The sequence below is a fragment of the Shewanella saliphila genome (assembly GCF_014648295.1).
GTDB lineage: Bacteria > Pseudomonadota > Gammaproteobacteria > Enterobacterales > Shewanellaceae > Shewanella > Shewanella saliphila.
This window is the reverse complement of the sequence record NZ_BMQV01000023.1, coordinates 54530-67451: the sequence shown is the minus strand read 5'-3', so window position 1 is coordinate 67451 and position 12922 is coordinate 54530. Positions and strand designations below refer to the sequence as shown.

General features: G+C 41.4%; 12 protein-coding genes. 7 read left to right on the top strand and 5 right to left on the bottom strand.

The features are described from left to right. Positions 1–117 precede the first annotated feature (117 nt). Complete coding sequence (locus IEY48_RS12090) at positions 118–660, top strand: DUF4956 domain-containing protein (protein WP_188920648.1); 543 nt, start codon at positions 118–120, stop codon at positions 658–660. Next, complete coding sequence (locus IEY48_RS12085) at positions 657–1733, top strand: OprO/OprP family phosphate-selective porin (RefSeq protein WP_188920646.1); 1077 nt, start codon at positions 657–659, stop codon at positions 1731–1733. Before IEY48_RS12090 ends, IEY48_RS12085 begins: the two co-directional genes overlap by 4 nt. A 53-nt stretch (positions 1734–1786) precedes the next feature. On the opposite strand, the gene IEY48_RS12080 is transcribed toward IEY48_RS12085, so the two are convergent. Beyond that, on the bottom strand, positions 1787–1960 hold the full coding sequence (locus tag IEY48_RS12080) for a hypothetical protein (protein WP_188920644.1): 174 nt from the start codon (positions 1958–1960) through the stop codon (positions 1787–1789). A 503-nt stretch (positions 1961–2463) separates the two neighbouring features. Between IEY48_RS12080 and IEY48_RS12075 the strand changes: the two genes are divergently transcribed. The 3 genes from IEY48_RS12075 to IEY48_RS12065 all read left to right on the top strand — a co-directional run bounded on the left by IEY48_RS12075 (position 2464) and on the right by IEY48_RS12065 (position 5784). Continuing rightward, positions 2464–3468 (top strand): ABC transporter substrate-binding protein, encoded by a 1005-nt coding sequence (locus tag IEY48_RS12075; RefSeq protein ID WP_188920641.1) that lies wholly within the window; start codon positions 2464–2466, stop codon positions 3466–3468. Between the two features lie 95 nt (positions 3469–3563). Then, positions 3564–4463: an ABC transporter permease gene (locus IEY48_RS12070; protein ID WP_188920639.1), complete on the top strand. Its 900-nt coding sequence runs from the start codon at positions 3564–3566 to the stop codon at positions 4461–4463. Next, entirely contained in the window at positions 4456–5784 is a 1329-nt protein-coding gene (locus tag IEY48_RS12065) for a quaternary amine ABC transporter ATP-binding protein (protein WP_188920637.1), read from the top strand. The genes IEY48_RS12070 and IEY48_RS12065 overlap by 8 nt, the downstream gene beginning before the upstream one ends. A 78-nt stretch (positions 5785–5862) precedes the next feature. Here IEY48_RS12065 and IEY48_RS12060 read toward each other — a convergent pair whose 3' ends face one another. The 4 genes from IEY48_RS12060 to IEY48_RS12045 all read right to left on the bottom strand — a co-directional run bounded on the left by IEY48_RS12060 (position 5863) and on the right by IEY48_RS12045 (position 11453). Then, entirely contained in the window at positions 5863–7698 is a 1836-nt protein-coding gene (locus IEY48_RS12060; RefSeq protein ID WP_188920635.1) for a putative bifunctional diguanylate cyclase/phosphodiesterase, read from the bottom strand. 1 nt (position 7699) lies between these two features. After that, a complete protein-coding gene (locus tag IEY48_RS12055) occupies positions 7700–8845 on the bottom strand; it encodes an FIST signal transduction protein (RefSeq protein ID WP_188920633.1) in 1146 nt (381 codons plus the stop codon). A gap of 245 nt (positions 8846–9090) precedes the next feature. Then, entirely contained in the window at positions 9091–10296 is a 1206-nt protein-coding gene (locus IEY48_RS12050; protein ID WP_188920631.1) for a class I SAM-dependent methyltransferase, read from the bottom strand. 671 nt (positions 10297–10967) lie between these two features. Next, complete coding sequence (locus tag IEY48_RS12045) at positions 10968–11453, bottom strand: DUF2938 domain-containing protein (protein WP_188920629.1); 486 nt, start codon at positions 11451–11453, stop codon at positions 10968–10970. A 236-nt stretch (positions 11454–11689) separates the two neighbouring features. Here IEY48_RS12045 and IEY48_RS12040 point away from each other — a divergent pair, with 236 nt between their 5' ends. Then, a complete protein-coding gene (locus IEY48_RS12040; RefSeq protein WP_188920627.1) occupies positions 11690–11953 on the top strand; it encodes a LysR family transcriptional regulator in 264 nt (87 codons plus the stop codon). 282 nt (positions 11954–12235) lie between these two features. Next, a complete protein-coding gene (locus IEY48_RS12035; protein WP_188920625.1) occupies positions 12236–12886 on the top strand; it encodes a LysR substrate-binding domain-containing protein in 651 nt (216 codons plus the stop codon). The last annotated feature ends 36 nt before the right edge of the window (positions 12887–12922 follow it).

The following is a 12922-nucleotide window of genomic DNA, read 5'->3' as shown; positions in this document are numbered from 1 at the left end:
GCCGACGAAGATAAGCATTGTTGGAAAACAAAAGCGATGCATGATGAATCCATCGATGCTTGAAGCAGTATTAAAGGTTGGGTTTAGTAGTTAGGTTAAAAATTAAACACTCATGCGGTGGCCCTGCATAAAAATGCCAATGTAGCCGGTTCGTTTGTATTATTTGGAATTGGGATATTTTTAATTACCTACCTGCTCCATGGTGTTGATATGTCAATGGAGTTTGCTTTTGGGTTATTTGCTGTATTTGGCATGTTACGTTATCGCACCGATACCATCTCGATTAAAGAAATGACGTATTTGTTTATGGTAACAGCCATCGCTCTACTTTGCGCTGTGAGTAAATTACCGACACTAGAACTGTTTTTTATCAATGCTTTTTTATGTTTCATTGCCTTTTTAGTCGATACGCGCTTCTTTCAAGGGCAGCATAAAATCCAACGCATTTCATACGAACGAATCGACAATATTAAACCGCAAAACAAAGCATTATTACTCGCGGATTTATGCGAACGTACAGGTTTACAAGTTACTAACGCAGAAATAGAGCACATTGATTTTTTAAGAGATACTGCTGATTTAATTGTTTATTACATACCTGAAGCCACTAAACAAAAGCTCGCCACTAACAGTCATAACCAAGTGGAAGCAAACTCATGAGAACATTAGCAGCGTATTTAGCGCCCGCTTTATTCATGGTTGCCACCAGCACGGCGGCCACAGAGTATCCCGAACTGAGCTTTGGCGGTTATATTATGTTCGACCATGATCAATTTTCAGATCTTTTTCTTGAAGATGAACAACACTCAAATGATGGCACCGACATTCGCCGTGCCAGATTAAGTGCCAAAGCTAAATTTAGTGATGATTGGCGCAGTAAATTTCAAATAGACATTGCAGATGGCGAAATCGATATCAAAGATGCCTATGTGCAATATAAAGGGTTTGACTGGGCAAACATTACGCTTGGCCAACAAAAAGAACCTTTTGGACTGGAAAAACTGACCAGCTCCAGAGACACCTTTATGATTGAACGCAGTATGGTCACTGAGGCTCTAGCGCCAGGGCGCAATATAGGATTAAAGCTAAGTGGCTCTCCTGGAGATTTCACTTGGGATTTAGGTTACTTTCAAGAAGCAAACTCACAAAACAGTTACGGAGTAACAGGCAGACTCACCTGGGCATTAGTTGATGATGACGATAACTTTTTCCATCTCGGTTCGGCGTTAAGTGAGCGACAACTCGGTGGCGATGAATTTAGAATTAACGAGCCTTTAGAAGTATATTCAAGTGATTCATTACTAGAAGGCACTCGCTTGGACGCTGAAGATATGTCATTAGCCAGTGTTGAGTTAATGTGGCAGTACCTGGGTTTTGTCTCTATGGCTGAATGGGTCGAAACAGATATCGACGACCCCACTCGTGGATCCTACCATTATCAAGGCGGATATTACCAAATGAGTTACCCACTGTCGGGGAAAAATCGTCATTATAAAAATGGAAAGTTAGCCACAATTAAAGCCGAACATGACTGGGAACTCACCTGGCGGATTAGCCAATTTGAATTAGAACAAGAAAACCGTAAGGCTCAAACATTTGCCGTTGGGGTAAACTATTTAATCAATGAAGACTTAATGTTTAAGGCTAACTTTATACGAGCGAAACATCGAGACGATGGTGTGACTGAAGGTTATGACAACGCATTTTCGTTTCGTGCCCAATATAGTTTTTAATGCGCTAAAGCTTGAGTAACATGCGGATTTTTTGTTGCCGCATGTTGCCATTATCATGATTGTCTACGAGCACGCGTAGACTTAATAATCCCAAGCCAAAACGCGATTTCAAGCAGTACGCCCATGGTAATAAACGCCACGGCACCCGTTGTACTGCCAACGGAATAACAAACTAGGGCTAAGCAAACTAATGCGCCTAATAATAAATATTTTATGACGTTACTCATATTCACTCCTCATCACGTTATCCATTGCAGTTAAGCTTTCTCAAGGTTTAGCTTATCAGAGAGTGAATCTTATACGGATTAACTTTGTTTAATCTATTGTACATGACTAAGCGGTATATTCAGCCCATAGCCCTCGCATACCCCTTACCGTGATCCACGGACACTTGGATGACACAAGTTGTTGATTAATGACACGCCACATTGGGTTAACCATACTGTGATTAGCACATGACCATTTTAGAACGGTTCAAAATAGGTTTAGCACTAACTAATATCTTATAGAGCAAATACATAAGCCTAAACTCGCAAATGGCTAAATTTGTTAAAGAAGCTTTAATTATGTTAGATTAAACCATCTTAATTGCATTTTAGCGTATTTTTTAAGCTGACATATTGAGGTAACAAAAAGTCGATTTGATTAGCCACAAACCAACTAGTTTGAACTCTAATAATTTACACCGCGCAATTTCACAATAATTCTAACCTATGGCACGGAGCTCTATATGAAAAACATATTATTAATTGGTGGATTACTGCTCAGTAGCACCGCCTTTCAAGCCGCAGCAGAAGAACAATGCGGTACCGTTACCATTGCCGACATGAACTGGAGCTCTGCTTCATTAATTGCCAATGTTGACCGCTTTATCTTAGAGCATGGATATGGTTGCGAAGCCAGACTCACACCAGGTGACACCATGCCAACCAGTACGTCTATGGTCGAAAAGGGTCAGCCCGATATTGCACCAGAAATCTGGTGGAATAATGTAAAAGAATTAATGGAGCGTGGTATTAGCGAAAAACGCCTCGCCGTTGCCGGTCATTCATTAGCTAATGGTGGCGAAGAAGGATTTTGGGTGCCTAAATACATGGTCGATAAAGACCCAAGTCTAAGAACCATCGAAGGCATTATTGCTAATGCATCACTATTTACTAACCCAGAAGATCCAGAGCGCAGTGCCTTTTATGGTTGCCCTGCTGGATGGGGTTGCCAAATCACCGCCACCAATCAATATCGCGCCTTAAAACTTGATGCTGCAGGATTCGATTTAATTAACCCTGGTTCTGGTGCTGGGTTATCGGGTTCTATTGCTCATGCTTATCAACGTCAACAGCCTTGGTTTGGTTATTACTGGGCACCTACAGCTATTTTGGGTAAATATGACATGGTCAAAGTCGAATTTGCTGACGAAAGTGATATAGAGCATTTCCGTAACTGTATTTCAAAAGAAAACTGTGCAGAGCCAAAAGCAACTATGTATCCAGCGGCGTTAGTACAAACCGTCACAACTGCTGACTTTGCCAAAAAGTCTACGCTTGCATTTAGTTATCTTGGCAAACGTTCATTTACCAATGCTCAAATGAACCAACTGTTAGCATGGATGGAAGAAAACCAGGCAGACGGTCAGATAGCTGCAGAAGAGTTTATGATTAACCATAAAGACATTTGGGGCCAATGGGTTCCTGCAGATGTTGCGGCTAAAATTGATTCTGCTGTATCAAACTTGTAATGAACAACTATGCGAGGCTTGCAACTTAACAGTTGTTTCGGCCTCGCTTTTTAGCCCCTTCTTGATTTACCCCGAAAATAATAACAGAGGTAGTAATGGCTGACTTTTCTTGGTTCAGCAAATTTCCGAAGTTGGATCGCTCAACTTTGCTAGAAATTCGCAAGTATTTGGACAGTGCCTTTCTGGACTTTTCGCGTGAGTATGGCGACAGTATTGAAGCTTTTTTTGATCCCCTGCTCGACTTTCTTATTTGGTTTGAAAAACTGTTAGTCCAATCCCCATGGTGGGCAGTATTACTGTGTATTACAGGCCTAGTTTATGCGGTTAGCCGTTCATGGAAATTATCGTTAAGTGTTGTAGTCTCGTTTTTACTCATAGGCTACCTAGGCATGTGGGAAGACACCATGCGCACCCTCAGTATTATCACTGTGTGTACAATCTTAGCCATTGTACTTGGGGTCCCCATAGGTATTTTAATGGCTCGCAGTAATCGTACTCAGTCAATCGTTACCCCTGTACTCGACATTATGCAAACCATGCCAGCATTTGTTTACTTAATCCCTGTAGTGATGTTATTGGGTATTGGTAAAGTTCCTGGGGTTATCGCGGTAGTAATTTATGCCATTCCGCCGGTAATTCGTTTAACCAATTTAGGCATTCGCCTGGTAGACAAAGAAGTACTTGAAGCCGCAACAGCTTATGGTGCCAACCCAATGCAGCGCTTGCTAGGAGTGCAATTACCTCTTGCCTCACCCACCATTATGGCCGGTATTAACCAAACCATTATGATGGCATTAGGTATGGTGGTTATCGCTTCAATGATTGGTGTTAATGGTTTAGGTCAACCTGTACTGAAATCAATTACTAACCAGTATTTCACGCTTGGACTTTTCAACGGTTTAGCGATTGTTGCTCTGGCCATTATTTTTGACCGAGTCTCGCAGTCATACGCTAAACGTTCGATGAAACATATACAGGGTGAAAATCATGACTAACGGATCAGCAACACAACCATTTATTCAAATTAAAGATCTGTATAAGGTCTTTGGTAAAAAACCAGCCAGTGTCATGCCGATGGTTAAAGAAGGCTTGTCTAAAGACGACATCCTGGCAAAAACCGGACATACCGTTGGCCTTAAAGCCATTGATCTTGATATCGATAAAGGTGAAATCTTTGTCATTATGGGGCTGTCGGGTTCAGGTAAATCCACATTAATCCGCCACTTTAACCGCTTGATTGAGCCTACCGAAGGGCAAATCCTGGTTGAAGGCATAGATGTAATGAAACTCAACATCAAAGAGTTAGAGCAGTTTCGTCGTAATAAAATGGCCATGGTATTTCAACGCTTTGGTTTAATGCCTCATAAAAATGTCCTTGAAAATGTCGCTTACGGTTTGAGCGTGCAAGGTGTCGACAAACCCACTCGAAATGCAAAAGCCACCAAATGGCTTGAAACCGTTGGCTTAGCCGGTTACGAAGCGCAATACCCATTGCAACTTTCAGGTGGACAGCAACAGCGTGTCGGCTTAGCAAGAGCACTGTGTACTGATGCTGAAATATTGCTAATGGATGAAGCGTTTTCGGCTTTAGACCCGCTGATCCGCAGTGAAATGCAAGAGCAGCTCATTGATCTACAAAAAGATTTACATAAAACCATTATTTTTATTACCCATGATTTAGATGAAGCGCTTCGAATTGGCGATCGTATCGCGATTCTTAAAGACGGTAACCTAGTGCAAGTCGGCAAACCGGTTGATATTTTACTTAACCCTGCCGACGACTATGTTGAAGCGTTTGTAAAAGATGTTAACCGACCTCGAGCTCTGACCGTTGAAACCGTAATGAAGCCACCTGCTTATCGGTTAACGGCTGACACCATTGGCGATGCGCTCAAACAAATGAAACGCATTCCAGATAACTATGCCTATTACATTAACGATGACGGATTCCAGGGTGTAGTGTGTCAAGACGCATTAGAAGATGCGGTAAAACTGGATAAAGAAACATCGATGGATGACTTTGAGCTAGAAGATCTACCGCCAATTTCACCAGATGCGTTACTTGAAGGCATTATCCCAGCCACGATGGCGTCTGACTTCCCTATTCCAGTGGTTGACGCTGAGGGCGATTTGCAAGGACAAGTCTCTCGAGAGCATTTAGCTGAAGTGTTATCTGATTTTTACAATGAAGAAACTGATGACACTGAAGGTGAAAAAGTTACAGCAGTGACCGAGAATGACGAATCAACATCAAAATCACAACCCTCTAAAAAGCAACCTAAACAAGACTCAGAAGATGCGCAGGCAAAATCATAACCTCCATTGAGCGAGTAATAAAAAAGCCATTGTTCTTCAATGGCTTTTTTATTTTTATCAGTCTGTCATTTTTGGTCATCAAGTCGTCAGCAATGAAATAAAGTCATTTATCGCCATCGGTTTATGAAAATAATAACCTTGAAACTCGTTACAGCCCATGTTGCTTAAGGTGGCCACTTCTGCCGCAGTTTCTACCCCTTCGGCAATTAAGCCTAATTTAAAGGTTCTAGCAATCAGCATGGTAGCCTCAACAATGGCGCGACTATCCTCACGCTTATCAATGAGTGACACAAAGCTCTTATCGATTTTAATTTTATCAACGGGTAAATGTTTAAGGTAACTTAACGATGAATAACCGGTACCAAAGTCATCAATAGAAAGCTCAAAACCAATTTGTTTTAGCGCGGCAATTTTGGTTACGGCCAATTGAATATCTTCTAACATGGCGCTTTCGGTTAATTCAAGTTCAATGTCGCTAACCTTAATTTTATGTTTGCTGATTAACGCACTGACCCGCTGGATAAACTCTGGCTGATAAAACTGTTTAGCACTGACATTAATAGCCACTTTTATTTGTTTTTTCAATGGCTTGTGTTGCAACGTTGTAATGCAAATACACGCTTGTTCAAAAATCCATTCACCTAGCGGAATAATAAAACCAGACTTTTCAGCAATCGCAATAAATTCATCGGGCGGGATAAAACCTAGCTCAGCATGTTGCCAACGGATAAGTAACTCGGCGCCAATAATCTCGCCATGTTGATTAACTTGAGGCTGCGCTACCATAAAAAAGTCATTTTGAGCTAAGGCGGTACGCATATCGGCATCCAGTAAATAACGGCGCCGAATTTGTTTTTCCATATCTTGTTGGTAAAACACCGAGCTGGTCCCTGTCGACACTTTCGCCTTCGACATCGCCAGGTCGCCCTGCATATACACGGTATATGCATCGCTACTGCTAGCAGAAAAGTAGGTCACACCAATACTGGCATTAACATCAATACTGCGATTACCAATCAAATAATGCTCATCAAAACATTGATGAACATTAAGCAGCAGCGCATCAAGATATGGCTGCTCCATTAGTTGATTTGGGCACACAATCACAAATGCATTACCTGAAAAACGGCCTAAAATTTCCCGTTGAATACAAATATCCTGTAATCGCTGTGTCAGTAAGCAAAGTATGTCATCACCCACTTGGTGCCCAAGCGAATCATTAATATCTCGAAAATTGTCTAAATCAATATAAAGTAATGCACCAGAGTTATTATGCTGGCCACATAATTGGATTTGTTGATTAAGCACATTAATTAACCGCGTGCGGTTTGGTAAACCGGTCAACTCATCATGAAATGCGATATAGGTTAGTTGCTGTTCGGCTTGTTTACGTTTTTCAACTTCATTTACCACTTGGGAGTGTTGCAAAGAAGCACGACATGCATGAAACAAATCTTTAACGGCGGGGGTTATGGCGTTAATAACCTGAGGCGGCAATGGGCTTTCATTACGCTCAAGGATAAAAATAGCCTGTTTTGCTAAAGTAAAAAGCTGATAAAAAGTACCATTATGCTCAATGAATTGAGTCTCTATTTGCTCTGTTTCTGGTTGAGCTAATACTTGATTAAAAATAGGGTTAATGGCGCTAATCTGCTCCGGATAACATGCCGCAATGCTAGGCATACTCACCCGGCCCCAATCACTATGACTGACTTCGGTGTCGCTAAATAAATCGCCTGCCACCAGTGTTGGCATATACAAATAAGCCGCTTTTACCGACAAACGGCGAATGCAAGTCTCCATATAACGGCGACACAACGACCTTAAGTCATCATTTGCATTGAGGCTGCGAGTAATTTCATACTGGATTGAAACCAACTCTAATGTGGCTAAATTGACAGGTGAACTTGGCACTTTATAACCCCCCGAGCACTATTGTTTTATTTAAAAACTGAATAGCACCCTGGCGAGTATTTTTAATTTCACCAATGGATAATACCCCGGTAAGTACTTTACCCAGTGGCAATTGCTCACAAATGGCACCTAACTCTAATTGATAATCATCACCTAAGTATAGCGCCCGCGAAATACAGTCAATTAACACCACAAAACGCATTTGGTCTGCCGTAGCAGGCAACAATTTTTGTGAAAACTGCTTTCCTGCATCACTTGCCGCTGCAATTAAAACATCCTTGGTGGCATTGAGAATATACACCAAACTGTTTTCAGCAACGTTACCCACGCACACAAGGCTATTGCCTTTAACCGCAATAATATCTCTAATTAAATGTTCTTCATTTAATTGTTTTAAACCAAAAGGATAACTGTTTATATGTTGATCTATTTCATGTTGAGGAATCTTAACGCCACTGACGGTTGAAATGGCATCACTGAACACTGCTGCCGCAGGTTGATAATTTAAGCTATGAATGAGGTTTGCATTGGCTTCGGTGACTAAGTATGGTCCAGCAACTTGAGGCAAGTCGTGTTTACCTTCAACTTGCAGTTTAAAAGAATTAGAATAACAAAAAAGAATTGCTGCATTGCGATAACAGCCCTGATCATTGGCAATGCACATATTGGAAGGGCGATTTAGATCGCCAACGCCTGCGCCAATTAAAATTCTGTCACTGCCTAAAATTTCATACACTGTGGCAATAAATGGCTCAACAGCATGACTTAAACCATCGACAAAAATACCAGCAGAACCATAAGTACCATTGGTCGCCACAAACTGTTGTAACTGTTGGCACAATACCTCGTGGCTGGCACTAATATCGGGAATAAGCAGACTGGTGATGGGCCCTTTAAAACCCAGTATCAGTATGCCGCTATAACTGTATTGTTGGCCAAACACCACACCAGGAATAACGCAGGCATTTAAGGGAACTGGAGTAGATGCGGCTATCGCGGGCATTGATTCAATGCATATAGATGACTGACTGCCAATGACCACCAAAATGTATTGCGCACCTTTGCTGACAGTTTGAGCTATCAATGCGACAACATCATCCTTTGTTGCCTCATCTAAAAATTCAATGTTGGTAAATATGGCAGTCATTATTTATTTGAAGTTCCCTATCATTAAATGGCTTAATAATCATAGCTTATTTTATAAGCATACCTATACCACATATGGCTAACTGTGGTTAAAGTCACACTAAACCATTATAAATAATGGATAAAAACTACTTTTATTAGTGTGTTATACCATAAAATATTGCACCATCCTGGTTCAATATGTTGAAAAGGTCGCCCAGCTAATAAAAGAGACAACCTCTCCCCTCAATCAAAGACATTAATCACTTAACCTAACAAGGTTTCTAAGCATTGTTCTTTAATGCCATAAAACGCTTTAATGTCGGCAATTTGCTTTAAAATAGCGCTATTATCACGTGGTTGTTTACGTTTTTGCGCTAAAATCATTTTGTTTTTGCTGGTGTGTTCAAGTGAAATAAACTCAAATACTTGGGTGTCGTAACCGTGTGCTTCAAGTAAGAGTGCGCGTAAACCATCGGTGACCATTTCGGCTTCTTGACCTAAATGGATACCATGTTGCAATAATGGTGCAAGCAGCTGTGGGCTTTGCATTTGCGGGCGAATTTGTTTGTGACAACATGGCGAACACATAATAATTTCAGCCCCGGTGCGGATCCCCATATGCAGCGCATAATCAGTCGCAATATCACACGCATGCAAGGCAATCATGATGTTAATGCCTTGAGCTTTAAAGTGCTGTACATCGCCTTGTTCAAACTTAATCCCAGTTAACGCTAGCTTTGCCGCAGTTTGATTGCATAAATCAACTAACCCCTGGCGTAACTCGACTCCGGTCACCTGGGTGTTCACCTGCAGCTTATCGATAAAATAGTCATGTACGGCAAAGGTTAAATACGCCTTGCCTGAGCCAAAATCGGCAATGTGCACTTCATTTTTATCGGCTAAGCCAGTGTTATCAATGGCACGTGATAATACTTCAATAAATTTATTAATTTGTTTCCACTTACGCGACATTGACGGAATGATCTCGCCTTTGGCATCGGTAATACCTAGCTCGCGTAAATAAGGACGGTCTTGTTCAACAAAGCGCTTTTTGGCCCGATTGTGTGACAGAGTGTCATCGACGCTAACCTGTTTGTCGTTGGTTTTTGGCGCATTTTTATTACGGTATTTATTGATTAGTACTTTGCCTTTTTTACTGATACTCAACTGCACTTCCCACTCATGAGTGATTAAATGTGCACTTTGAAAATCACCCTCTAACCACTGCTGCCACAATGCTTCGACATCTGTTTGCTCAACATTTTTGGTAATGTGATTGGTGCGATATTCATATAAACAAGATGCAAGACGTTGGCCCTTTAGCTCTACGCTACGTACAGCAATACGATTTAGCTCTTTATCGTCGCCACGGTATTTGGAAAACACTAAACGTTGTAATGTGTTGTCTGTTAACGCGTTAGCGCATTCTTGTACAAAGCCATTTAGCTCAAGGGAAGTTACGTTTGACATTAAAATCTCATTTACATTAAAAATTTAAAGCGGCATGCCACAAATGCTCCTAGAGCATTACTTGCGGCTTATTCTGATGGCCTATTCTACACCATATCGCGGAGACAACGCCCCTATTGATAACAATTGTCTGTGCAAAAACAGGATTCAACCTTATTGCTAATATCAAACAACATGGTTCTGCAAGCTTACACTGTATGTGAAATAGCCGATTTAGCTTGAAATGAGCATTCATTTAAAGGTGTTATACCCAAACAACCTGAAGATGCTCGATTTCAGCAAGAATTTACACGCGTTTATGCTTCGTTATTGATTGCGGGTAATGGTGTTCCCTTTCCAAAATCAATAACGAAGCATAAACGCGTGTAAAACTTGCCCTTTGGGAGTTTCACCGTGTTCCCACTACGTTGTTGCGCTAATTTATAAGGTACCTACATTACCGCATTAACGCGCCTAGTATTGAAAACACGGTGAAGCTCTGAAACACGTATCTTCAAGTTGATTGGGTATAAATATGAAGCTCTTGAATATGAAGAGCAATGAGAAATGTATCAGTGCCAAACTCGCGGTATGACAGAGTTTGTGACAAATATTGATCCATTGCAGCTATACAATGCCCCGTATTTATTCGTCACACTCTCAGCCAAGAAGATTGACTTATATGAACAAGGCTAACCACTGATTAATTGCGCCGTGATGAACATCCCTAGGCCAAATACAGTATGTCCTACTGTACTTTTAAATCTGACCACTACAGGTTTTGGGGTGTTGGCACCTGCAATACCCGCGCCCATACCCGGCATCATAATAAAGAACGGCGCGGCAAGCCCAATCCAGGACACTAATAATGGTGCTAACAATGTAGGCGTGTTTAACCACTGCGGCCCAAAACACACCATCAATATCACACCGTAAGCAATACCGATAACATAGTGAACCAGCCAACCCAGGGCGAGCTCGCCCGGTATACTGTCAGCTTTAGCCAATGCTGGTTGAATAAATTGCCCCTTTTTCATGTGCCCTACCCAGCGGCCTACCAACCTCCAGTTTGTTGCGGGGACATCAAAAAAAGTGGCAAGTAACCCAGCCCAAATATCTAACAATATCGTGCCCCCTATACCGACAATAATAAAGGCATAGATAGAGTCGTTAATCATAAAATGTATCTCCTAAAGACACGTAAAAAGGAATGTAACCGAATCGCTTTTGCTTGGCTCAGTCAGGCATCAATGTGCCCTATGCAACATCGCAATGGATAATAATGACAACCAAGTAGGATTGATGGGGTTGATTAATTTAGCGTTGACTAATGCGCGAAATTGAACTTATGTTAACAAAGCTCTAATATGAGCACTAATGGTAAAAATTAAATATGGAATGAATTTAAATCATAATGCTTGAGCATCATCATTTACACATCATCAAAGAGGTTCACCGCCTAAAAAGCGTGACAGCCGCAGCCCATAGCTTAAATTTAACTCAATCAGCTGTGAGCCATACCATCGCAAAGCTTGAAAAGCACTATGGCGTAAAAATCTGGCGCAGAAGCGGTAATACCCTGGTATATTCACAAGCGGGTCAGTACCTGTTGTCAATGGCTGAAAAAGTCATCTCAGAATTTGAATACGCCGAACGAATATTATACCAATTCCATTAATTATGTGACCAATCAGAGTCACTCAGATTGTTCAGTTTGAGGCGCATTGTTGAAATAATGGTTATTCCCTTCTAAGACGATGCAACAAAGAAATGAACGGTCTGAGTGTCTCCTGCAAGGCGGGTTTCTGTGCCTTCTATGCTGCTTAATAGCATTTTGACGTACGACTGCATGGATGCAGGAGGTAGAGCAACGCAGGAGCAGTTGCCGAGAGCAACTATGCCTTCAATTCTATTACTTGCCTAGAAGACACAGAATTCCCGCTGAATGACCAGATAATTAGTGGAATTGGTATTACAAGAATTTTCCGCTGGACGTCGAGGAATAATGCGTATTGGCATGGAATGCCATCCGTGTGAGAAATGGCTGATGGGAAAAATACAGCAATTTTTGAAAGCGTGGCCAGAAGTTGATGTTGAAATTAACAATGCATTTCGCTTTGACGGTATTGCAGCGTTAAAAAATAATGACATCGATTTATTGATAACCCCAGATCCCATCACAACCTCAGGTATACATTTTACCTCGGTATTTGATTACCATTTATCGGTTGTAGTGAGCAAGCTAAACCCGCTGTATACAAAATCGTATATTCAGCCGCACGATCTTGAAGATCAAACCTTGTTCACTGTGCCTGTTGACCATAATAGGTTAGATATTTACAGCCAATTTTTAATCCCTGCCAACACCCAACCAAAACGCAGAGTGCCAATAGAAACAACCGATATGATGCTGCAATTAGTGTCTGCTAACCGGGGTATCGCGGTATTGCCTGATTGGTTAATTGCATCACACGAAGACAATTTAGCCATTAAAGCTGTCCGCATTGGCCAACAAGGACTGTTAAAAAGTGTCAATATTGGGGTTCGCGACGCAGACTTAGCACTCGATTATGTCAGCGGTTTTATTGAGTCGGCTCAAACAGTAAGGTAACCGTTACGCTTAATAAATACTTGAATATTGCAGTGA

Coding starts and splice junctions, on each gene's coding strand:
- IEY48_RS12085 (WP_188920646.1), top strand. CDS start 657: ATGAGAACATTAGCAGCGTATTTAGCGCCCGCTTTATTCATGGTTGCC.
- IEY48_RS12080 (WP_188920644.1), bottom strand. CDS start 1,960: ATGAGTAACGTCATAAAATATTTATTATTAGGCGCATTAGTTTGCTTA.
- IEY48_RS12075 (WP_188920641.1), top strand. CDS start 2,464: ATGAAAAACATATTATTAATTGGTGGATTACTGCTCAGTAGCACCGCC.
- IEY48_RS12070 (WP_188920639.1), top strand. CDS start 3,564: ATGGCTGACTTTTCTTGGTTCAGCAAATTTCCGAAGTTGGATCGCTCA.
- IEY48_RS12065 (WP_188920637.1), top strand. CDS start 4,456: ATGACTAACGGATCAGCAACACAACCATTTATTCAAATTAAAGATCTG.
- IEY48_RS12055 (WP_188920633.1), bottom strand. CDS start 8,845: ATGACTGCCATATTTACCAACATTGAATTTTTAGATGAGGCAACAAAG.
- IEY48_RS12050 (WP_188920631.1), bottom strand. CDS start 10,296: ATGTCAAACGTAACTTCCCTTGAGCTAAATGGCTTTGTACAAGAATGC.
- IEY48_RS12045 (WP_188920629.1), bottom strand. CDS start 11,453: ATGATTAACGACTCTATCTATGCCTTTATTATTGTCGGTATAGGGGGC.
- IEY48_RS12040 (WP_188920627.1), top strand. CDS start 11,690: ATGCTTGAGCATCATCATTTACACATCATCAAAGAGGTTCACCGCCTA.